Annotated in this window: 20 protein-coding genes; 19 read left to right on the top strand and 1 reads right to left on the bottom strand. The window is 69.5% G+C overall.

Translation table 11 applies throughout. The features are described 5' to 3' along the window. Positions 1-77: 77 nt before the first annotated feature. The 16 genes from pyrR to ACLIVD_RS17855 all read left to right on the top strand — a co-directional run bounded on the left by pyrR (position 78) and on the right by ACLIVD_RS17855 (position 18,560). A complete protein-coding gene (gene pyrR / locus ACLIVD_RS17780) occupies positions 78-707 on the top strand; it encodes a bifunctional pyr operon transcriptional regulator/uracil phosphoribosyltransferase PyrR (protein WP_025432521.1) in 630 nt (209 codons plus the stop codon). Next, complete coding sequence (locus ACLIVD_RS17785) at positions 708-1,652, top strand: aspartate carbamoyltransferase catalytic subunit (RefSeq protein ID WP_280782175.1); 945 nt, start codon at positions 708-710, stop codon at positions 1,650-1,652. Positions 1,653-1,663: 11 nt separating this feature from the next. Then, positions 1,664-3,007: a dihydroorotase gene (locus ACLIVD_RS17790; RefSeq protein ID WP_491932808.1), complete on the top strand. Its 1,344-nt coding sequence runs from the start codon at positions 1,664-1,666 to the stop codon at positions 3,005-3,007. Beyond that, a complete protein-coding gene (locus ACLIVD_RS17795; RefSeq protein ID WP_120659116.1) occupies positions 3,004-3,570 on the top strand; it encodes a PH-like domain-containing protein in 567 nt (188 codons plus the stop codon). The genes ACLIVD_RS17790 and ACLIVD_RS17795 overlap by 4 nt, the downstream gene beginning before the upstream one ends. Further along, on the top strand, positions 3,567-4,727 hold the full coding sequence (carA, locus tag ACLIVD_RS17800) for a glutamine-hydrolyzing carbamoyl-phosphate synthase small subunit (protein ID WP_491932809.1): 1,161 nt from the start codon (positions 3,567-3,569) through the stop codon (positions 4,725-4,727). The genes ACLIVD_RS17795 and carA overlap by 4 nt, the downstream gene beginning before the upstream one ends. Beyond that, positions 4,727-8,095 (top strand): carbamoyl-phosphate synthase large subunit, encoded by a 3,369-nt coding sequence (gene carB / locus ACLIVD_RS17805; RefSeq protein WP_283332343.1) that lies wholly within the window; start codon positions 4,727-4,729, stop codon positions 8,093-8,095. The genes carA and carB overlap by 1 nt, the downstream gene beginning before the upstream one ends. Continuing rightward, entirely contained in the window at positions 8,092-8,931 is an 840-nt protein-coding gene (gene pyrF / locus ACLIVD_RS17810; RefSeq protein WP_183102180.1) for an orotidine-5'-phosphate decarboxylase, read from the top strand. The genes carB and pyrF overlap by 4 nt, the downstream gene beginning before the upstream one ends. 126 nt (positions 8,932-9,057) lie before the next feature. Further along, complete coding sequence (mihF, locus tag ACLIVD_RS17815) at positions 9,058-9,378, top strand: integration host factor, actinobacterial type (RefSeq protein ID WP_005262298.1); 321 nt, start codon at positions 9,058-9,060, stop codon at positions 9,376-9,378. Positions 9,379-9,386: 8 nt separating this feature from the next. After that, positions 9,387-10,010, top strand: a complete 624-nt coding sequence (gene gmk, locus ACLIVD_RS17820; protein ID WP_011598864.1) for a guanylate kinase — start codon at positions 9,387-9,389, stop codon at positions 10,008-10,010. A 41-nt stretch (positions 10,011-10,051) separates the two neighbouring features. Next, a complete protein-coding gene (gene rpoZ, locus ACLIVD_RS17825) occupies positions 10,052-10,357 on the top strand; it encodes a DNA-directed RNA polymerase subunit omega (protein WP_005241734.1) in 306 nt (101 codons plus the stop codon). A gap of 14 nt (positions 10,358-10,371) precedes the next feature. Next, positions 10,372-11,676, top strand: a complete 1,305-nt coding sequence (gene coaBC, locus ACLIVD_RS17830; RefSeq protein ID WP_120659113.1) for a bifunctional phosphopantothenoylcysteine decarboxylase/phosphopantothenate--cysteine ligase CoaBC — start codon at positions 10,372-10,374, stop codon at positions 11,674-11,676. A 132-nt stretch (positions 11,677-11,808) separates the two neighbouring features. Next, positions 11,809-13,023, top strand: coding sequence for a methionine adenosyltransferase (metK, locus tag ACLIVD_RS17835; protein WP_120659112.1), 1,215 nt, complete (start codon positions 11,809-11,811; stop codon positions 13,021-13,023). A gap of 46 nt (positions 13,024-13,069) precedes the next feature. Next, complete coding sequence (locus ACLIVD_RS17840; protein WP_120659111.1) at positions 13,070-15,088, top strand: primosomal protein N'; 2,019 nt, start codon at positions 13,070-13,072, stop codon at positions 15,086-15,088. A 172-nt stretch (positions 15,089-15,260) separates the two neighbouring features. Beyond that, positions 15,261-16,688: a rifampin monooxygenase gene (rox, locus tag ACLIVD_RS17845; protein ID WP_491932812.1), complete on the top strand. Its 1,428-nt coding sequence runs from the start codon at positions 15,261-15,263 to the stop codon at positions 16,686-16,688. A gap of 139 nt (positions 16,689-16,827) precedes the next feature. Then, on the top strand, positions 16,828-17,484 hold the full coding sequence (locus ACLIVD_RS17850) for a PadR family transcriptional regulator (protein ID WP_105421831.1): 657 nt from the start codon (positions 16,828-16,830) through the stop codon (positions 17,482-17,484). A gap of 98 nt (positions 17,485-17,582) precedes the next feature. Then, a complete protein-coding gene (locus ACLIVD_RS17855; RefSeq protein ID WP_491932813.1) occupies positions 17,583-18,560 on the top strand; it encodes an esterase/lipase family protein in 978 nt (325 codons plus the stop codon). Positions 18,561-18,621: 61 nt separating this feature from the next. On the opposite strand, the gene ACLIVD_RS17860 is transcribed toward ACLIVD_RS17855, so the two are convergent. Beyond that, a complete protein-coding gene (locus ACLIVD_RS17860) occupies positions 18,622-18,861 on the bottom strand; it encodes a hypothetical protein (protein ID WP_375154205.1) in 240 nt (79 codons plus the stop codon). 31 nt (positions 18,862-18,892) lie between these two features. Between ACLIVD_RS17860 and fmt the strand changes: the two genes are divergently transcribed. From fmt to ACLIVD_RS17875, 3 genes are all read left to right on the top strand, one after another. After that, positions 18,893-19,816 (top strand): methionyl-tRNA formyltransferase, encoded by a 924-nt coding sequence (fmt, locus tag ACLIVD_RS17865; RefSeq protein WP_280782165.1) that lies wholly within the window; start codon positions 18,893-18,895, stop codon positions 19,814-19,816. Then, positions 19,813-21,240 (top strand): RsmB/NOP family class I SAM-dependent RNA methyltransferase, encoded by a 1,428-nt coding sequence (locus tag ACLIVD_RS17870; protein ID WP_011598870.1) that lies wholly within the window; start codon positions 19,813-19,815, stop codon positions 21,238-21,240. The genes fmt and ACLIVD_RS17870 overlap by 4 nt, the downstream gene beginning before the upstream one ends. A 129-nt stretch (positions 21,241-21,369) precedes the next feature. After that, positions 21,370-22,227, top strand: a complete 858-nt coding sequence (locus ACLIVD_RS17875) for a mycofactocin-coupled SDR family oxidoreductase (protein WP_016880326.1) — start codon at positions 21,370-21,372, stop codon at positions 22,225-22,227. The last annotated feature ends 54 nt before the right edge of the window (positions 22,228-22,281 follow it).

The following is a 22,281-nucleotide window of genomic DNA, read 5'->3' on the forward strand; positions in this document are numbered from 1 at the left end:
GTCGACGCGCTGATAAGCTGTCCGCGTCAGGCATCCTTTAACGATCCGTCCAGTGAGGCGGAGAAGGAGGTCGTTGTATGCGCGTGCCCGAAGGGTCTCGCCCCGCCGGGGAACCGGCGGATTCAACACCAGAGTCGTCTCCGTCCGTCGAACCCGCACGCGAGCTGCTGTCCGCAGCCGATGTGGGACGGACCATTGCGCGAATCGCGCACCAGATCATCGAGAAGACCGCGCTGGACGCCGCCGACGGTGACGCGCCGCGGGTCGTCCTGATCGGCATCCCCACCCGGGGCACGACGCTCGCCGCCCGCCTCGCCGGGAAGGTCGAAGAATTCTCCGGGGTGCGCCCATCGGTCGGCTCCCTCGACATCACCCTGTACCGCGACGACCTGCGCACCAAACCGCACCGTCCCCTCGAACGCACGTCGGTGCCCGAGGGCGGCGTCGACAACACCCTGGTGGTGCTCGTCGACGACGTGCTGTTCTCCGGCCGCACCGTCCGCTCGGCACTCGACGCCCTCCGCGACCTCGGGCGGCCGCGCGCCGTTCAGCTGGCCGTCCTCGTCGACCGGGGCCACCGCGAACTGCCGCTGCGCGCCGACTACGTGGGCAAGAACGTGCCCACCGCCCGCACCGAGGACGTCAAGGTGCTCCTGAGCGAACACGACGGCCGCGACGCGGTCATGATCTCCGGGGGGAAGAGCTAAGTGAAGCACCTGTTGTCGATCGCGGACCTGACACGGGAATCGGCTGTCGAACTCCTCGACGAGGCCGAACGCTTCGAACAAGCACTCCTCGGACGTGAGGTGCGGAAGCTCCCGACGCTGCGGGGCCGGACGGTCATGACCGTGTTCTTCGAGAACTCGACCCGGACCCGGGTGTCGTTCGAGGTCGCCGGGAAGTGGATGAGCGCGGACGTCATCAACGTCAGCGCCTCGAGTTCGTCGGTGTCCAAGGGTGAATCCCTCCGGGACACGGCGATGACACTGCGCGCGGCCGGCGCCGACGCCCTGATCGTGCGCCACCCCGCCTCGGGTGCGGCCCACCAGATCGCGAAGTGGACCGGGCATCAGGACGACGGCGGCCCGGCGGTCATCAACGCCGGCGACGGTACCCACGAACATCCCACCCAGGCGCTGCTCGACGCGCTCACGCTGCGTCAGCGTCTCGGCGACATCGAGGGCAAGCGCATCGCCATCGTCGGCGACATCCTGCACAGCCGGGTGGCGCGGTCGAATGCACTGCTGCTGTCGATGCTCGGCGCCGAGGTGGTTCTCGTCGCGCCGCCCACGTTGCTGCCCGTGGGGGTGTCCACCTGGCCGGTGTCGGTGGCGCATTCGCTGGACGCGGAGCTTCCCGGCCTCGACGCCGTCCTCATGCTGCGGGTGCAGGCGGAACGGATGAACGGCGGATTCTTCCCGTCCCAGCGGGAGTACTCGATCAATTACGGCCTGTCGGAGAAGCGGCTCGCGCTGCTTCCCGACCACGCGGTGGTGCTGCACCCCGGCCCGATGCTGCGCGGCATGGAGATCGCGTCGGCGGTTGCCGACTCGACGAGGACCGCCGTGCTGCAGCAGGTGACCAACGGTGTGCACATGCGGATGGCGGTGCTGTTCCGGCTGCTGGTCGGAGCGGAGGAAGTTGCGGGATGAGTGGTAGCGGGATGAGTGACAGTGCAGTGACAGGAGAGACAGTGCTCATCAAGAACGTGTTGCTGTACGGCGAGGGCGAACCCACCGACGTGCTGCTCGGGGACGGCGTCATCGCCGCGATCGGTGCGGACGCAGGGAAGGACAGCGGGCCGGACGTCGACGTGATCGACGCGGCGGGGCAGATCCTGCTCCCCGGTTTCGTCGACCTGCACACCCACCTGCGGGAACCCGGCCGCGAGGACACCGAGACCATCGATTCCGGTTCGGCCGCCGCCGCGCTCGGCGGGTACACCGCGGTGTTCGCGATGGCCAACACCAGCCCGGTCGCCGATTCGGTGGTCGTCACCGACCACGTGTGGCGCCGCGGCCAGGAAGTCGGACTCGTCGACGTGCATCCCGTCGGCGCCGTCACCGTCGGGCTCGGGGGCAAGCAGCTCGCTGAGATGGCCACGATGGCGTCGGGGGTCGGCCGGGTGCGGATGTTCTCGGACGACGGCCACTGCGTCTACGACCCGCTGATCATGCGCCGGGCGCTCGAGTACTCGAGCTCGCTCGGGGTGCTCATCGCGCAGCATGCGGAGGAGCCGCGGCTCACCGTCGGCGCCGTCGCACACGAGGGCCCCACCGCCGCCCGGCTCGGGCTCGCGGGCTGGCCGCGCGCCGCCGAGGAGTCGATCGTCGCCCGCGACGCGCTGCTCGCCCGCGACGCCGGGGCGCGCGTGCACATCTGCCACGCCTCCACCGCGGGGACCGTCGAACTGATGAAGTGGGCACGCGGCCAAGGCATTTCGATCACCGCCGAGGTCACCCCGCACCATCTGCTGCTCGACGACTCCCGGCTCGAGACGTACGACGCCGTCAACAAGGTGAATCCGCCCCTGCGGGAGGCGAGCGACGTCGCCGCGCTCCGGGCCGGACTGGCCGAGGGGATCATCGACTGCGTCGCGACCGATCACGCACCGCACGCCGAGCAGGACAAGTGCTGCGAGTTCGCGGCCGCCCGACCCGGAATGCTGGGACTGGAGACGGCACTGTCGATCGTCGCGCAGACGATGGTCCGCACGGGCCTGCTCGACTGGCGCGGCGTCGCGCGGGTGATGAGTGAGCGGCCCGCCGAGATCGTCGGACTCGACGACCAGGGTCGCCCGATCGAGGTCGGCGAGCCCGCCAACCTGGTGCTGATCGATCCGGACGCCGAATGGACGGTCCACGGCCCCGATCTCGCCAGCGTCGCCCACAACACGCCGTACGAGTCGATGACGCTGCCGGCGCGGGTGACTACGACGATCCTCCGTGGCCGGGTCACCGCGAGCGACGGCCAGGCCCGCGTCCCGGTGCGGAACGGTAGGGGATGACGGTGGAGAGAATTCTGTGGATAGTCGGCCTCGTCGCGTTCTGGGCGCTGGCCATCTTCCTCATGTACATCGGGTGGCGCGGTCGTGCCCGCCGTCAGGCCGACCGGGTCGGGCAGCTTCCCGCCGTGCCCGCGCACCTCGGCGAGCAGACGATCGCCCCGGCCACCGGACTGTATGTGGGCAGCACCCTGGCCCCGAGCTGGCAGGACCGGATCGCGGTCGGCGACCTCGGTTTCCGGGCGACGGGGGAGATCTCCCGCTACGCGGCCGGGATCCTGCTCGAACGTGACGGGGCGTCGGCGATCTGGATTCCGCAGGACGCGGTCCGCGCCGTGCGCACCGAGCGCGGTCTCGCGGGCAAGGTCATGAGCAAGGACGGCGTCCTCGTGATCCGGTGGGAACTGCCGACGGGCACCGAGATCGACACCGGTTTCCGGAGCGACGACAAGTCCGTGTACCCCGCCTGGGTCGGCGCAGGGGAGCCGGACGGCAAGACAGACAGTGAAGATTCAGCGAATGCGGCGAGCTCTGGTGAGGTCGAGCAGAACGGAGAGAACGCATGAGCGGCTACGACACCGACTCTGCAGTACTGGTCCTCGAGGACGGACGGGCATTCCGCGGCACCACGTTCGGTGCCGTCGGCCAGACCCTCGGTGAGGCCGTCTTCAGCACCGGCATGACCGGCTACCAGGAGACCCTCACCGACCCCAGTTACTACCGCCAGATCGTCGTGGCCACCGCGCCGCAGATCGGCAACACGGGATGGAACGACGAGGACGACGAGTCCGTCGGCCCCACCGGCAGCAGCGCCGAGGCGAAGATCTGGGTCGCCGGGTACGTCGTCCGCGACCCCGCCCGCCGCACCTCCAGCTGGCGCGCCACCGGGTCCCTGCAGGACGAGCTCGTGAAGCAGGGGGTCGTCGGGATCGCCGGCATCGACACCCGCGCACTGGTCCGCCACCTGCGCACCCGCGGCTCGATGCGCGCCGGGGTGTTCTCCGGCGACGCACTGGCCGAGACCGACGTGCTGCTCGACCGGGTGAAGAGCCAGCCGTCGATGCTCGGCGCGGATCTCGCCGGCGAGGTCAGCACCACCAGCGGGTACGTCGTCGAGCCGACCGGGGGAGACGCGCGCTTCACCGTCGCGGCGATCGACCTCGGCATCAAGACCAACACCCCGCGCATGTTCGCCGAGCGCGGCATCCGGGTGCACGTGCTCCCGTCCAACGCGACGCTCGAGCAGATCCTCGACCTGAAGGCCGACGGCGTCTTCCTCTCCAACGGTCCCGGCGACCCGGCGACCGCCGACGGCGCCGTGCACCTCACCAAGGAAGTCATCGGGCAGGGCCTGCCCCTGTTCGGCATCTGCTTCGGCAACCAGATCCTCGGGCGGGCTCTCGGTCTCGGCACCTACAAGATGAAGTTCGGTCACCGAGGCATCAACATCCCGGTCGTCGAACACGAGACGGGACGCATCGCGATCACCGCGCAGAACCACGGGTTCGCGCTCGAGGGCGAGGCCGGGCAGGAGTTCGACACCCCGTTCGGCAAGGCCGTGATCAGCCACACCTGCGCCAACGACGGTGCCGTCGAGGGGGTCCGCCTGCTCGACGGATCCGCGTTCTCGGTGCAGTACCACCCCGAGGCCGCGGCGGGCCCGCACGACGCCGCGTACCTGTTCGACCGCTTCACCAGCCTGCTCGAGGGAGTCAAGAACTAATGCCACGCCGTACAGATCTCTCCCACATCCTGGTGATCGGCTCCGGGCCGATCGTCATCGGCCAGGCCTGTGAGTTCGACTACTCCGGAACCCAGGCCTGCCGGGTGCTGCGCGAGGAGGGCCTGCGGGTCAGCCTCGTCAACTCCAACCCGGCCACGATCATGACCGACCCCGAGTTCGCGGACGCCACGTACGTGGAGCCGATCACCGCCGAATTCGTCGAGAAGGTCATCGCCCTCGAGGCGGAGAAGGGCCACCCGATCGACGCCGTCCTCGCGACGCTCGGCGGCCAGACGGCCCTCAACACCGCGGTGGCGCTGCACGAGCAGGGCATCCTCGAGAAGTACGACGTCGAGCTGATCGGTGCCGACTTCGACGCCATCCAGCGCGGCGAGGACCGGCAGAAGTTCAAGGACATCGTCGCCAAGGTCGGCGGCGAGTCCGCGCGCTCCCGTGTCTGCTACACGATGGACGAGGTCCGCGACACCGTCGCTGAACTGGGCTTCCCCGTCGTGGTGCGGCCGTCGTTCACGATGGGCGGCCTCGGCTCCGGCATGGCCTACGACGACGAGGACCTGACGCGGATCGCCGGCGGCGGTCTCGCCGCGTCACCCACGGCCAACGTGCTGATCGAGGAGTCGATCCTCGGGTGGAAGGAATACGAGCTCGAGCTGATGCGCGACGGCCGCGACAACGTCGTGATCGTGTGCTCGATCGAGAACGTCGACCCCGTCGGCGTGCACACCGGCGACTCGATCACCGTCGCCCCCGCTATGACGCTCACGGACCGTGAGTACCAGGCGATGCGCGACCTCTCGATCGACATTCTCCGCGAGGTCGGCGTCGACACCGGCGGCTGCAACATTCAGTTCGCCATGGATCCCACCGACGGACGCCTCGTCGTCATCGAGATGAACCCGCGCGTGTCGCGGTCCAGTGCACTCGCCTCCAAGGCGACCGGCTTCCCGATCGCGAAGATCGCCGCGAAGCTCGCGATCGGCTACACGCTGGACGAGATCGTCAACGACATCACCAAGGAAACCCCGGCGTGCTTCGAGCCGACCCTCGACTACGTCGTCGTCAAGGCGCCGCGGTTCGCGTTCGAGAAGTTCCCCGGCGCCGACGACACCCTCACCACGACGATGAAGTCGGTCGGTGAGGCCATGTCGATCGGCCGCAACTTCACCGAGGCGTTCGGCAAGGTGCTGCGCTCGCTGGAGACCAAGCGGGCCGGGTACTGGACCGGACCCGACGTGGAGGCCACCGACCTGGACAGCCTCCTGGCGGAACTGAGCATCCCCCGCGACGGCCGCGTGTACGGCCTCGAGAAGGCGTTCGCTCTCGGCGCCACCGTCGAGCAGCTGTTCGACGCCACGAAGATCGACCCGTGGTTCCTCGACCAGATCCTGCAGATCCACGAGCTCGGCGACACGCTGCGCGAGGCGCCCGAGGTGACCGAGCGGGTACTGCGCCGCGCCAAGCACCACGGCCTGTCGGATCGGCAGATCGCGGCCCTGCGCCCCGAGATCGGCGGCGAGGACGCCGTCCGGGCGCTGCGTGAGCAGTGGAACGTCCACCCCGTGTACAAGACGGTCGACACCTGCGCCGCCGAGTTCGAGGCAAAGACGCCGTACCACTACTCCACGTACGAACTCGACCCGGCGGCCGAGTCCGAGGTGGCCCCGCAGACCGAGCGTCCGAAGGTCCTGATCCTCGGTTCCGGACCGAACCGCATCGGTCAGGGCATCGAGTTCGACTACTCCTGCGTCCACGCCGCACTGACGCTGTCGGAGGCCGGCTACGAGACGGTGATGGTCAACTGCAACCCGGAGACCGTCTCCACCGACTACGACACCGCCGACCGCCTGTACTTCGAGCCGCTCACGTTCGAGGACGTGCTCGAGGTGTACCGGGCCGAGACGCTGTCGGGCACCGTCGCCGGCGTGATCGTGCAGCTCGGCGGACAGACCCCGCTGGGTCTGGCGAAGCGGCTGAAGGCCGCGGGCGTGCCGATCGTCGGCACCAGCCCTGAGGCGATCGACCTCGCGGAGGATCGCGGCGAGTTCGGCAAGGTGCTGGTCGAGGCCGGTCTGCCCGCTCCCAAGTTCGGCACCGCCACCACGTTCGCCGGGGCCCGCGAGATCGCGGCCGGCATCGGGTACCCGGTGCTGGTGCGCCCGTCGTACGTCCTCGGTGGCCGCGGCATGGAAATCGTCTACGACGAGGCATCGCTGGAGAGCTACATCTCCCGCGCCACCGAGATCTCCGACGATCGGCCCGTCCTGGTCGACCGGTTCCTGGAAGACGCCATCGAGATCGACGTCGACGCGCTCTGCGACGGCTCCGAGGTGTACCTCGGCGGTGTGATGGAGCACATCGAGGAGGCCGGCATCCACTCGGGCGACTCGGCCTGTGCGTTGCCGCCGATCACCCTCGGCCGCGCCGACCTCGAGAACGTCCGCCGCTCCACGGAGGCGCTCGCCAAGGGCATCGGCGTCAAGGGCCTGCTCAACGTCCAGTACGCCCTGAAGGACGACATCCTCTACGTCCTCGAGGCCAACCCCCGCGCCAGCCGCACCGTGCCGTTCGTGTCGAAGGCGACGGCGGTGCAGCTCGCCAAGGCGTGCGCCCGCGTCATGCTGGGCGAGTCCATCGCCGATCTGCGTGCGAGCGGTGTGCTCCCGGCCACCGGCGACGGCGGCTCGACCCCGGCGGACGCACCCGTCGCCGTCAAGGAGGCCGTGCTGCCGTTCAACCGGTTCCGGCGCGCCGACGGCACCGGCATCGACACCCTGCTGAGCCCGGAGATGAAGTCGACCGGCGAGGTCATGGGCATCGACGCCGACTTCGGCACCGCGTTCGCGAAGAGCCAGACGGCCGCGTACGGCTCGCTGCCCACGTCGGGGTCAGTGTTCGTCTCCGTCGCCAACAAGGACAAGCGATCGCTGATCTTCCCGGTCAAGCGGCTCGCCGACCTGGGTTTCCGGATCCTGGCCACCGAGGGCACCGCGGCGGTTCTCCGCCGGAACGGGATCACCTGCCAGGAGGTGCACAAGCACTCCGGCGAGAAGCTGGAGGAGGGTGAGCGCACCATCGTCGAGATGATCCGCGACGGCGAGGTCGACATGGTGATCAACACGCCGTACGGCAACTCCGGACCGCGCGTCGACGGTTACGAGATCCGCAGCGCGGCCGTCGCCATGAACATCCCGTGCGTCACCACCGTGCAGGGTGCGTCCGCCGCGGTGCAGGGCATCGAGGCCGCGATTCGCGGCGACATCGGTGTCCAGTCGCTCCAGGCGCTGCACGAGCGGCTGCGGTCGCCCGCCGTCGTCGTGGCTCCCGCGAGCGGTTCCGCGTCGTCGTGAGCGGACACCATCACCACCACTCCTGGGTGCATCGGCTGACATCGGCGGTCGAGCACCGGGGGCGGTTGTGCGTCGGGATCGATCCGCATCCGGGACTGCTCGAGGCGTGGGGGCTGCCCGTCTCCGCCGAGGGGCTGGAGACGTTCGCGGAGATCTGCGTGGAGGCCTTCGTCGGTGAGGTGGCCGTCGTGAAGCCTCAGGTGGCGTTCTTCGAAGCGTACGGCTCCGCCGGGTACGCGGTGCTCGAACGCACCATTTCGGTCCTCAGAGAGGCAGGGACGCTCGTCGTCGCCGATGCCAAGCGCGGGGACATCGGGTCGACGATGGCGGCGTACGCGCAGTCCTGGCTGGGTGCGGAGTCGGCCCTGTCCTCCGATGCGGTGACGGTGTCGCCGTATCTGGGATTCGGTGCGCTCGACCCGGCGCTGTCGCTGGCGGCGGAGCAGGGCCGCGGGCTCTTCGTGCTGGCCCGGACGTCCAATCCCGAGGGCGGCGACCTGCAGGCGGCGCAGACCGCCGGGGGAGCGTCCGTGGCCCAGTCCGTGGTGGACGCGGCGGTCCGGCACAACGACGCGCAACCCGGTCTGGTGGGTCTGGTGGTGGGCGCGACACGCGGACACGGCCTGGATTTGTCGAATTTTTCCGGACCGATTCTCGCGCCCGGTCTCGGCGCCCAGGGCGCGACTCCCGGTGACCTCGCCGACATTTTTCCCGATTCTCGAAAACTGTTGTTGCCGAACAGTTCTCGTGGTGTTCTCCGTGCCGGACCGTCGGTGACGGCACTGCGTGAGGCGGCCGTGAAGGTCCGCGACGAGATCGAGTCCGCACTCTCATAGCCCACCCGAATCCGGCTCTGACCTCGGGGGGTGGGTTCGCAATCGGCGCCGGGCGTGAGTACGGTCGCTATCGCTGCTGGTTATCCAGTGGTTTGGACTATTTGCCAACGACGAGACGGAGGAACCGTGGCCCTTCCCCAGTTGACTGATGAGCAGCGCGCTGCTGCTTTGGAGAAGGCAGCTGCTGCCCGCAAGGCCAGGGCTGAGCTCAAGGAGCGCCTGAAGCGTGGTGGCACCGACCTCAAGCAGGTTCTCAAGGACGCCGAGGACGACGAGATCCTGGGCAAGATGAAGGTGTCGGCACTGCTCGAGGCGCTGCCCAAGGTGGGCAAGGTCAAGGCGCAGGAGATCATGACCGAGCTGGAGATCGCTCCGACCCGTCGCCTCCGTGGCCTCGGCGATCGGCAGCGGAAGGCCCTGCTCGCCAGGTTCGACTTCGAGGCCTGAGCACGACAGTGGTAGCTGACGCACAAGTGTCAGAGAGCAAGACCGCAGTGCGGAGGGGTCGGCTGGTAGTTCTGGCCGGCCCCTCGGCCGTCGGTAAGTCCAGCGTGGTGCGACTCCTGCGTGAACGGATGCCGGAGCTCGTCTTCAGCGTGTCCGCGACGACGCGCGACCCACGCCCGGGCGAGGTGGACGGCAAGGACTACCGGTTCACCTCTCGCGACGAGTTCCAGCGGATGATCGAATCCGGTGAGCTGCTCGAATGGGCCGAGATCCACGGCGGACTCCAGCTGTCGGGAACCCCGGCCGCACCCGTACGCCGGGCCATCGAGCAGGGCAAACCGGTGCTGGTCGAGGTCGATCTCGCCGGTGCGCGGGCCGTCCGCGCCGCGATGCCGGAGGCTCTGCTCGTCTTCATGGCGCCCCCGAGCTGGGACGTGCTGGTCGAGAGATTGACCGGCCGGGGCACCGAATCCGCCGAGGTGGTGGAGCGGCGTCTCGCGACCGCGAGAGTCGAGCTGGAGGCGCAGGACGAGTTCGACGAGGTCATCGTGAACGAGGATGTCAGCCGATCGTGCGACGAGTTGGTATCCTTGTTGGTTGGACGACCGGAACAGTCCGAGTCGACCCACTAGATCTCACATCAACTAGCCAGAACTATTTCAGGAGATACCGAGTGAGCAGCACCCCCGCAGTAGCGTCCGCAACTCCCAGCCACGGCGCCCTGCCGGCTTACGACACCCCGCTCGGCATCACCAATCCTCCGATCGACGAGCTTCTCGCCCGCACGTCGTCGAAGTACGCGCTGGTGATCTACGCGGCCAAGCGTGCGCGTCAGATCAACGATTACTACAACCAGCTCGGTGACGGCATCCTCGAGTACGTCGGCCCCCTCGTCGAGCCGGGCCTGCAGGAGAAGCCGCTGTCGATCGCGCTGCGTGAGATCCACTCCGATCTTCTCGAGCACACCGAAGGCGAGTGAGCGGAGGATCTGCCGTGCCTGAACAGGCAGCGGGCCCGGGCACCGGGCACGTGACGGATTCACCGGAACCGGTTCTGGCGGGGGCAGCCCGCAAGCGGATCGTCGTCGGTGTCGGCGGCGGCATCGCCGCGTACAAGAGTTGTGCCGTCATCCGGGCCTTCACGGAGGCCGGTCACCACGTGCGGGTCATCCCGACGGAGTCCGCGCTCGAGTTCGTCGGCAAGGCGACGTTCGAGGCGCTGTCGGGCAACCCCGTGCACACGGGTGTGTTCACCGACGTTCCGCAGGTTCCGCACGTCCGTCTCGGGCAGGAAGCGGACCTCGTCGTCATCGCGCCCGCCACCGCCGACCTCATGGCGCGGGCCGTGGCGGGACGCGCGGACGACCTCCTCACCGCGACGCTGCTCACCGCACGATGTCCCGTGGTGTTCGCTCCCGCGATGCACACGGAGATGTGGGAACACCCGGCCACCGTCGCCAACGTCGCCACGCTGCGCGCACGGGGCGTGACCGTCATCGAACCCGCATCCGGCCGCCTCACCGGCAAGGACACCGGCGCCGGCCGGCTGCCGGAACCCGACGAGATCGTCGGGTTGGCGTCGTTGCTGGTGGAGCGTCCCGACGCCCTGCCCCGTGATCTCGAGGGCCGGCGGATCCTCGTGTCCGCGGGCGGCACCCGCGAACCGCTCGATCCGGTGCGGTTCCTCGGTAACCGCAGTTCGGGCAAGCAGGGATACGCCATCGCCCGGCTCGCCGTGCAGCGCGGGGCCGAGGTCACCCTCGTCTCCGGCTACACCGCCGGCCTCGCCGACCCGGCCGCCGTCGACATGGTGCACGTCCGCACGGCGGAAGACATGCGGGTCGCGGTCGGCAAGCACGCGCCCGGATTCGACGCCGTGATCATGGCCGCGGCGGTGGCCGACTTCCGGCCGTCGACGATGGTGGCGAGCAAGATCAAGAAGGGTGCGGGCGAGCCCGACTCGATCGCACTCACCAAGAACGAGGACATCCTCGCCGGGCTGGTGCAGTCCCGGCGGGACGGCGAGATCCCGTCCAAGACCGTGATCGTCGGATTCGCGGCCGAGACGGGCGACGCCGACGGCGACGTCCTCACCTACGCGAGGGCCAAGCTCGCGCGTAAGGGCTGCGACCTCCTCGTCGTCAACGCGGTCGGCGAGGGCAAGGCGTTCGAGGTCGACCACAACGACGGGTGGCTGCTCGGAGCCGACGGTTCCGAGTCTGCGCTCGAGCACGGATCGAAGGCGTTGATGGCCAGCCGGGTACTCGACGCCGTCGACCAGCTGTTCCGAACACTCTGACGGCACATCCGGCAGAGTTTCGGTGATTCGAAAGGTGTCACTCCCGCCGGGGTGGCGCTAGGGTCGTTCGCGGTATTACGCAGCTAAGCTGTTTTCACGTGCTGTTCAGGACAACTGTCGAGAGGGAATTCTGTGAGCCAGTCCGGTAGTCGGCTATTCACCAGTGAGTCTGTGACCGAGGGGCACCCGGACAAGATTTGTGATGCGATCAGCGACTCCATCCTCGACGCGCTCCTCACCGACGACCCGCGCGCCCGCGTCGCCGTCGAGACCCTGGTGACCACCGGACAGGTCCACGTCGCCGGTGAGGTCACGACCACCGCCTACGCCGACATCCCCAAGATCGTGCGCGACACCGTGCTCGAGATCGGGTACGACTCCTCGGCCAAGGGATTCGACGGCAACTCCTGCGGCGTCAACGTCGCGATCGGTGCACAGTCCCCGGAGATCGCCCAGGGCGTCGACCACTCGCACGAGGTCCGCACCGGCGAACTGAGCGACGACGAGATCGACCGTCAGGGCGCCGGCGACCAGGGACTGATGTTCGGGTTCGCGACCACCGACACCCCGGAACTGATGCCGCTGCCGATCGCGCTGGCGCACCGCCTGTCGCGGCGTCTCACCGAGGTCCGCAAGTCCGGTGTCCTGCCGTACCTGCGCCCGGACGGCAAGACCCAGGTCACCATCGAATACGACGGTGACAAGGCGGTTCGCCTCGACACCGTGGTCATCTCGACGCAGCACGCCGCCGATATCGACCTCGACAACCTGCTCACCCCGGATCTGCGGGAGAAGGTTCTCGGATCGGTTCTCGCCGAGATCGACATGCCCGAACTCGACGTCTCGAACATCCGTCTGCTCGTCAACCCCACCGGCAAGTTCGTGCTCGGCGGCCCGATGGGTGACGCCGGCCTGACGGGTCGCAAGATCATCGTCGACACCTACGGCGGCATGGCCCGCCACGGCGGCGGCGCGTTCTCCGGCAAGGACCCCTCGAAGGTCGACCGGTCGGCGGCCTACGCCATGCGCTGGGTGGCCAAGAACGCGGTCGCGGCGGGCCTCGCGGACCGGATCGAGGTTCAGGTGGCGTACGCGATCGGCAAGGCGGCGCCGGTGGGTCTGTTCGTCGAGACGTTCGGTACCGAGAAGACGGATCCGGCGCGGATCCAGCAGGCCATCACCGAAACGTTCGACCTGCGGCCCGGCGCCATCATCCGCGACCTCGACCTGCTGCGTCCGATCTACGCGCAGACCGCGGCCTACGGCCACTTCGGTCGCACCGACATCGACCTCCCGTGGGAGAGCATCGACCGGGCGGAGAAGCTGCGGGCAGCCGCAGGCCTCTGATCGGTAGTCACGGCGCGACGGGCGCCGCTCCGGTAGGGGCCGTCGCGTGAGCGCGGAAAAGGTTGCGGCAGAAGTAGATCCGGTTGCCCGGGTGCTGCCGCTGCTTCCGCTTGCCCACCTCGACCGCGAATTCGACTACCTCGTTCCGCAGGACCTCGACGAGCAGGCGCGGCCCGGGGTCCGGGTGCGCATCCGGTTCGCCGGGCGTCTCGTCGACGGGTTCGTCGTCTCCCGGAACGCGACGAGCGACCATCAGGGCCGTTTCGGCTGGCTCGAACGGGTGATCTCGCCCGAGCGGGTTCTGACCGAGGAGATCACCCGGGTGGTCGACCTCGTCGCCGGCCGATACGCCGGAACCCGCGCGGACGTCCTGCGGCTCGCGATCCCGCCGAGGCACGCGCGGGCGGAGTCCGAGGCCGCGTCCGAACCCCCCGAGGTGCCGGACACCGCAATCGAGACCGAGGCGTGGGACCGGTACGTGCACGGCGGCGCATTCCTGACCGCACTGTCGGGGGAGCGTGCCCCGCGCGCGGTCTGGCAGGCGCTCCCCGGCGAGGACTGGCCTGCGCGTCTCGCGGAACTGTCGGGGCTCGTTGCCGCCACCGGGGCGAGCACCGTCGTCGTCGTGCCCGATCAGCGTGATCTCGACCGTGTGGTCGCGGCGGTGGAAAAGCTCCTGGGCAAGGACGCGGTCGTCGGACTCGCCGCCGGTCTCGGCCCGGCGCTGCGGTACCGGCGTTGGCTGGCTGCGCTGCGCGGGACGGCCAAGGTCGTCGTCGGGACCCGGAGTTCGGTGTTCGCGCCGACTCCGCGCACCGGGCTGATCGTGGTCTGGGACGACGGGGACGACAACCATTCCGAGCCGCGCGCACCCTATCCGCACGCCCGCGAGGTGGCGCTGCTCCGCGCGTACGCCAGTGGCTGCGCGGTGGTGCTGGCCGGACACGCGCGAACCGCGGAGGCGCAGGCCCTGGTCGATTCGGGGTGGGCGCACGACCTCGTGGCCTCCCGGGACTCGGTGCGGGCGGCCGCCCCGAAGATCACCGCACTCGCGGACAGTGACCACGCCCTGGCCCGCGATCCCGGTGCACGCGCCGCCCGGTTGCCCGCGATCGCGTTCGCGGCTGCCCGGGAGGCGCTCGGCGCCGGCCGGGGAGTGCTCGTCCAGGTGCCCCGGCGCGGCTACGTGCCTAGCCTCGCGTGCGGCAAGTGCCGGGCGCCCGCGCGATGCCGGCGATGCAACGGACCTCTCGCGCTGCCGTCCGCGGCCGGCCCGGACGGGGCGGGGACCCCCGCGTGCCGATGGTGTGGCGTCGCCGACGCCGCACACCGCTGCCACGCGTGTGGAGCGAAGGCGCTGCGGGCCGTCGTGGTCGGTGCCGGACGGACCGCCGAGGAACTGGGTCGCGCGTTTCCCGGGGTTGCCGTCCGGATGTCGGGGGGCACGGACGTCGTGGACGAGGTGAAGCAGGGTCCCACCCTCGTGGTGTCGACGGTCGGGGCCGAACCGGTGATGCCGGGCGGCTACGGCGCGGCGTTGCTGCTCGACGGCTGGGCGCTGCTGGGCCGTCCCGACCTGCGCGCCGCGGAGGAGACGCTGCGGCGATGGATGACGGCATCGTCACTCGTGCGGCCGTTCGCCGAGGGCGGTCAGGTGGTCGTGGTCGCCGATTCGGGGATTCCGACCGTGCAGGCGCTGGTTCGCTGGGATCCGGTCGGTCACGCCCGTGCGCAGTACGAGGAGCGAGCGGAAGTCGGATTTCCGCCCGCCATCCACCTTGCGGCGATCGACGGCAGTGCGAAGGCGATCGCCGACCTCCTGGACCTCGCCGATCTGCCGGCGAATGCGGAATTGCTCGGCCCGGTCGAGTTGCCTGCGGGGGAGCGGCTGCCGTTCTCCGGCGACGCGCCCGAGCCGGCGGACGTGGAGCGCATGCTGATCCGGGTGCCGCGGGGCGAGGGGAAACCACTGGCCAAAGCGCTCGGAGAGGCGCAGTCGGTGCGTAGTGCGCGCAAGGACTCGCAGCCTGCCCGGGTCCAGATCGACCCCATTCGGATCGGCTAGCTCCACCCCGGGGGTGACAAAAAGGAATGGCAAGGAGGTTATGCACTCCCTGCCACTCTCAACATATAACGCACCGGGGGCCTTGCGGCAAGACCCGGGTCGTGCCGCAGAATCTCCCACCGAAGTCAGGACCAGCGGAAATCAGTATTCGCGGCATACGTGTGGGGGTTTCATGATCGACGTGATCGTTGCAGGCAGCGGACCGACCGGGCTGATGCTGGCCTGCGAGTTGCGGTTGCACGGCGTGCAGGTGCTCGTGGTGGAGAAGGAGGCGGAGCCGACGAGGGTTGTCCGTTCGCTGGGCCTGCACGCGCGCAGCATCGAGATGATGGACCAGCGCGGTCTGCTGGAGCGGTTCCTCGCGCTCGGTACGCAGTACCCGCTCGGTGGCTTCTTCGCCGGCATCAGAAAGCCGGCACCCGAGCGGCTGGACACCGCACATCCGTACGTTCTCGGCATCCCGCAGACCACCACCGAGCGACTGTTGACCGAGCACGCCACCGAAGTCGGCGTCGAGATACGGCGCGGCTGCGAACTGGTCGGCCTGAATCAGGACGAACACGGGGTGACCGCCCTGCTGGCCGACGGCACCCAGCTGCGCTCGCGCTATCTCGTCGGCTGCGACGGCGGCCGCAGCACGGTGCGGAAGCTGCTCGGCGTCGATTTCCCCGGCGAGCCCAGCAGAGTCGACACACTGCTGGGCGAGGTGGAGCTGACCGCGCCGCAGGAGACGCTGGACGCCGTGGTGGCCGAGGTCCGCAAGACCCAGCTCCGGTTCGGCGCCATGCCGCTCGAGGACGGGGTGTACCGCATCGGCGTGCCCGCCGCAGGGGTGGCCGAGGACCGCACGGTCGCGCCGACCCTGGACGAGTTGAAGCAGCAGTTGCGGGCAACCGCGGGCACCGACTTCGGCGTGCACTCGCCGCGGTGGCTGTCCCGCTTCGGCGACGCCACCCGGCAGGCCGAGCGGTACCGGGTCGGCCGGGTGCTGCTGGCCGGCGACGCGGCGCACATCCACCCGCCGGTCGGCGGTCAGGGGCTCAACCTCGGTATCCAGGATGCGTTCAACCTCGGTTGGAAACTGGCAGCCGAGGTCGGTGGCTGGGCGCCGGAGGGGCTGTTGGACAGCTACCACACCGAACGGCACCCGGTCGCCGCCGACGTGCTGACCAATACCCGCGCCCAGATGGAGCTGATGTCCCTCGATCCGGGGCCCCAGGCGGTGCGCCGGCTGGTGTCGGAACTGATGGATTTCGAGAACGTGAACCGGTACCTGACCGAGAAGATCATCGCGATCGGGGTCCGCTACGACTTCGGCGAGGGGCATGAACTGCTCGGCCGGCGCCTACGGGACGTGGGGCTGAAGCGGGGACGACTCTACGAGCTGATGCACGACGGCCGCGGCTTACTGCTCGACCAGACCGGCCGGCTGTCGGTGACGGGCTGGGCGGACCGGGTCGACCACGTCGTCGACGTCAGCGAGGAACTCGACGTGCCCGCGGCGCTGCTGCGACCGGACGGGCATGTGGCGTGGGTCGGTGACGACCAGCAGGATCTGGTCGGCCGGCTGCACGAGTGGTTCGGCGCCGCCGCCGACTGAGCGCGAACGCCTCCGGACTCGGCCGGCGCAGCGCCCGCGAGTCCGGGGGCGACTTGACCACCGTCACAGAAAAGGACCTTGCCGAGTGTCTATTGCCGATATATCGTTGATGCATCAGCGATACAGAAGGAGGCTGATGATGGAAAACTTCCATTTCGAACACAGAGGTCCCCGACGGGACCGATTCGCGCGCGAGCGGACGGGACGGCCCGAGGGGCCCCACCGTCACGGACACCGGCGAGGCCGCTTCGGGCCCGAGGGTGATCCCGGGTTCGGCCCGGGAATGCACTTCGGCCGCGGACGCGGACGCGGTGGCAGGGGACGACGCGGCGATGTCCGCTCCGCGATCCTGCTGCTGCTCACCGAGGAGCCGATGCACGGCTACGAGTTGATTCAGCAAATCGTCGAACGCAGCGACGGGGTGTGGAAGCCCAGTCCGGGTTCGATCTACCCCGCGCTGTCACAACTCGAGGACGAGGGTCTGGTACTGATCGAAAAGGTGGCGGGCCGCAAGACCGCACGCCTGACGGACGAGGGCAAGGCCTTCGTCGAAGCGAACAAGACCGAACTCGGCACCCCGTGGGACGACGTGCGGGAGAGTGTCGGCAGGCCCGCCGAGGACCTGCGGGGCCTGATCGGGCTGCTGATGGGTGCCGCGGGGCAGGTCGCCGCCGTCGGTGACGACGAACAGGTTCGGCGTGCCGGCGAAATTCTCACCGAGGCGCGTCGCGCGATGTATCGCCTTCTCGCGGAAGACGATCAGAGCGAAGCCGGCAAGGCTGACACCGACTCGTAGGGCGTCGCGGTTCACCGCGGGCCCGCCGCCTCGACGCGACAGCGCGTGCACATTCTGGGAAGGTTCACAGAAATGTCACGGCGAAGTCGGGAGAGATCATGAGATTTCGGGGTGCCGGTGCGGTCGTCGCGGGTGTCGTCCTGCTGATGTCCGGCGCAGTGTCCACCGCCCATGCGGACGACTCCTCACCGCCCCAACCCGTCGTGCCCGCCACGGCCGGGCTTCCCCAGACCGGCCGTAGTGCCGCCGCCGCGTATGCGCACGAGCACCCGGGCAGCGCACCCGCGGGATCGAACGACTTCTCCTGCACACCTTCCCCGGACCACCCCGAGCCGGTGGTGCTCGCACACGGCACCGACGCCAGCGCCTACGCGGACTGGGCCGCCCTGTCGCCGATGCTCGCCGCCGACGGCTACTGCGTGTTCGCGCTCAACTACGGCGGAGCGCCGGGCGCCGATACGTACGGCACCGAGGACATCGTCGCGAGCGCGGAGGAGTTCGGGCGATTCGTCGACCGGGTCCGCAACGCGACCGGCGCCGACAAGGTCGACACGGTCGGGTACTCGCAGGGTGCGAACGTCACGCGGTACTACGTCAACAAGCTCGGCGGCGCCCCGTTCGTCGACCACTGGGTCGGGCTGGCGTCGCCCAGCTACGGGGGAGTGATGTACGGCCTCGTTCCGATCGTCCAGGCGCTTCCCGGCGGACCGGACTTCGCCCGCACGGTGACATCGGTGGCCGTCAGCCAGCAGATGCAGGGCTCGCCGTTCATGAACGCCCTCAACGCGGGCGGTGACACCGTGCCCGGTGTCGCGTACACGACGATCGGGTCTCGGTACGACGAGATGATCCAGCCGTACACGAACATGGCGCTCCACGGCGCCGGGGCCGACAACATCCTGATCCAGGATCGATGCCCCCAGGACGGCACCGGACATTTTCAGGCGCCCTACGATCCGTTCGCGCTCGACCTCGTCCGGGCGGCGCTCGACCCGGACGCGACTCCGCTGGCTCGTTGCGAGTTCGTCCCGGTCGGTGCGGGTATTCCGCAGGTGATTCTCGACAGCAACAGATAGACCCACACGAATGAGGCGGGGAGCCGTGCGCTGCACGGCCCCCGCCTCATTCGTGTGTGCGCTACTCCGCCAGTTTCGTGACCGCCTGCGCCCACAGGAAGTACTTGTTGGTGCCGAGGTCCTTCACAGACTTGATGTCGAATGCGGCCGCGAGGTGTTCGGCGTCGGAATCGCTCACGCCCTGCAGGGCGGCGACGACAGTTCGCCGAGTGTTATGGCCCGGGGTCGACTCCCTAGACTGGTCGGCGCATCGTCGATCAAAGGGGAGCTTTCTTCGTGAGTATCGTTTCGGCCCGCGCAGCGGTCCACCGTCCGTCGTGTGGGTCGCCGACGTGCGCATAGTCTTCGCCGGAACCCCCGAGCCCGCTGTTCCCTCGCTCGAACGCCTGATCCGTTCGCCGCGCCACGACGTCGTGGCGGTGATCACCCGCCCGGACGCGGTCGCAGGCCGCGGACGCAAGGTGGTCCGTTCACCGATCGGTGAACTCGCCGACTCCCACGGCATCGAGGTGCTGACTCCCGAGCGGCCCTCGGAGCCGGACTTCCTGGCGCGTCTCGCCGACCTCGCACCCGACTGCGCGCCCGTCGTCGCCTATGGGGCGCTGCTGCCGCAGAAGGTCCTCGACATCCCGGCCCACGGCTGGGTGAACCTGCACTTCTCGCTGTTGCCGGCGTGGCGCGGGGCAGCCCCCGTGCAGGCCGCGATCGGTGCGGGCGACGACATGACCGGCGCGAGTGCGTTCCGGCTCGAGGCGGGGATGGACACCGGGCCGGTCTACGGGGTGGTCACCGAGAGGATCCGTGATACCGATACCGCCGGGGATCTGCTGGGGCGCCTGGCCGACAGCGGTGCGGTCCTCCTGGAGTCGGTTCTCGACGGGATCGAGGACGGCGCGATCACCGCGGTCCCGCAGTCGGCCGACGGGGTGTCGCATGCGCCCAAGGTGAGCGTCGAGGCGGCCCGGATCCGTTGGGACAGAACAGCTGCCGTGGTTGACCGGCACGTCCGCTCGGTGACCCCCGCGCCCGGCGCCTGGACCATGATCGGCGATCTGCGCGTCAAGGTCGGTCCGGTCACTCCGACGGAGGAGCGACTGGAGCCGGGGGAGATTTCGGTGACCAAGGCCGGATTCCTGATCGGCACGTCCACGGTGGCGGTGCGGCTCGACCGCATCCAGCCGCAGGGCAAGAAACAGATGGCCGCCCTGGACTGGGCGCGAGGCGCACGACTCGACGCGGAGGTACGGGCACAGTGAGCGAATCCAGAAGGCCTGCACGTCGCGGCCAGTCCGGCTCGGGGGCCCGCAACAACCGTCCCCGACAGGCCCGCCGGCCCGACGCGTCGCAGTCCGGTCTCGACCAGCCGCGGCTCGCCGCGAGGGACGTGCTGCGCGCCGTCCGGGAACGCGACGCCTACGCCAATCTCGTGCTGCCCGGGCTGCTGCGTGAGCGGCGCCTGGACGGACGCGACGCGGCCCTCGCCACGGAATTGGCCTACGGCGCCGCCCGCGCCCGTGGGCTCCTCGACGCCGTGATCGCCGACTGCGCCGGCAGGCCGATCGCCGAGATCGACGGACCGCTCCTCGACGTCCTCCAGCTGGGCGCCTACCAGCTGCTGCGCACCCGCGTCGCCCCGCACGCCGCCGTCGCCACCTCCGTCGACCTCGTGCGCGCGGAGGCCGGTCCGGGGAAGGCGGGCTTCGTCAACGCCGTGCTGCGCCGGGTGTCGGAGCGGTCCGAAGCGGAATGGGTGGAGCGCCTCGCCCCGGCCGACCCGGTGGGGCGGCTGGCGTTCGAGCACGCGCATCCCACGTGGATCGCGCAGGTGTTCGCCGACGCGCTCGGTGCCGACGCCGGCGAACTCGAGGACGTCCTCATCGCCGACGACGCCCGGCCGGTGGTGCATCTCGTCGCCCGCCCGGGGGAGATCTCGTCGGAGGAACTCGCGCTCGCCACCGGCGGCGAGGTGGGGCGCTACTCGCCGTACGCGGTCTATCTGGACGGCGGCGACCCGGGGCTGCTCGACGCCGTCCGTGAGGGGCTCGCAGGAGTGCAGGACGAGGGCAGTCAGCTCGTCGCCCGGGCGCTGTCGCTGGCACCCTTGGACGGTCCGGACGCGGGCCGCTGGCTCGACCTGTGCGCGGGCCCGGGTGGCAAGGCGGCCCTGCTCGGCGCCCTCGCCGGAATCGAGGGCGGACGCCTCGACGCCGTGGAGCCGGTGGAACACCGCGCGGACCTGATCCGCAAGACGACGAAGGAACTCCCGGTCGACGTGCACGTCGCCGACGGGCGGGATCCCGGGCTGGCGGGCGGGTACGACCGCATCCTGGTCGACGCGCCGTGCACCGGACTGGGTGCGTTGCGCCGACGTCCGGAGGCGCGGTGGCGCCGGCAGCCGTCGGACGTGGCGGGTCTCGCGAAACTGCAGCGCGAACTCCTGGCATCGGCCGTCGAGTTGGTTCGTCCCGGCGGCGTGATCCTCTACGCGACGTGTTCGCCGCACCTGTCCGAGACGGTGGCCGTGGTCGCGGACGCGGTGCGCCGCTACGGGCTCACGGCACTCGACACGCGTGAACTCGTTCCCGGTGTGCCGGGTCTGGGAGACGGTCCGGGCGTCCAGCTCTGGCCGCACCGGCACGGCACCGACGCGATGTTCATGGCCGCGTTGCGCAAGCCGTAGGGCGGGGGCGTCCCCACTACCTGGACATCTGCCCGACTCTCGGTAGAACCTGTTCCACTTTTCCGTGAAACGTGTTCTAATTCTTCTCGCGACAGAGACGTACGTCACGAAGCGAGTGGAGGACTTCAGATGAATCGGGTAGCGGGGAAGGTCGTTCTGATCACGGGAGCGGCGCGGGGTCAGGGGCGTAGTCATGCAGTGCATCTCGCCGACGAGGGCGCCGACATCATCGCCTTCGACCTCTGCGAGGACATCGCATCCAACGAATACCCGCTGGCGACCGAGGCCGACCTCGCGGAGACGGGACGGCTGGTCGAGAAGGCGGGGCGCCGGGTCGTCACCGCCAAGGTGGACGTGCGTGACCGCGCGGCCCTGCAACGCGAACTCGACGCCGCCGTCGCGACGCTGGGCCGGCTGGACGTCGTGGTCGCCAACGCCGGGATCGCGCCTCTCGGGAACGACGTGCCCGTCGAGGGGTTCGTCGATGCGTTCGACGTCGACTTCGTCGGAGTGATCAACACCATCCACTCGGCCCTTCCGCACCTCGACGCCGGCGCCTCGATCATCGCGACGGGATCGGTGGCCGGGCTGGTCCCGCAGACCGGTCTGAACGGCCAGCAGGCCCTGCAGGGGCCGGGCGGCGACGGCTACGGTCTCGCCAAGAAGATGCTGTGGACGTACACCAACTCGCTCGCGCTCACCCTGGGCCCGAAGTCCATCCGCGTCAACGCGATCCATCCCACGAACTGCAACACGGACATGCTGCAGAGTCCGCCGATGTTCCGCACGTTCCGCCCCGACCTGGAGAACCCGACCGCCGAGGACGCGAAGGTCACGTTCCCGTTCATGCAGGCGATGCCCACCCCGTGGGTCGAGCCCGAGGACATCTCGCACGCGGTGGTGTTCCTGTCCTCCGACGAGTCCCGGTTCGTCACCGGTCAGCAGCTCCGGGTCGACGCGGGGGCGGGTCTCAAGCTCGGCGTCTGACGCCGATCCGATGAGGGTCCGGGCCGGTGTGCGGGCGCCGCCCGGGCCCTCGCC

The sequence above is a fragment of the Rhodococcus sp. G6(2025) genome, from assembly GCF_058628105.1.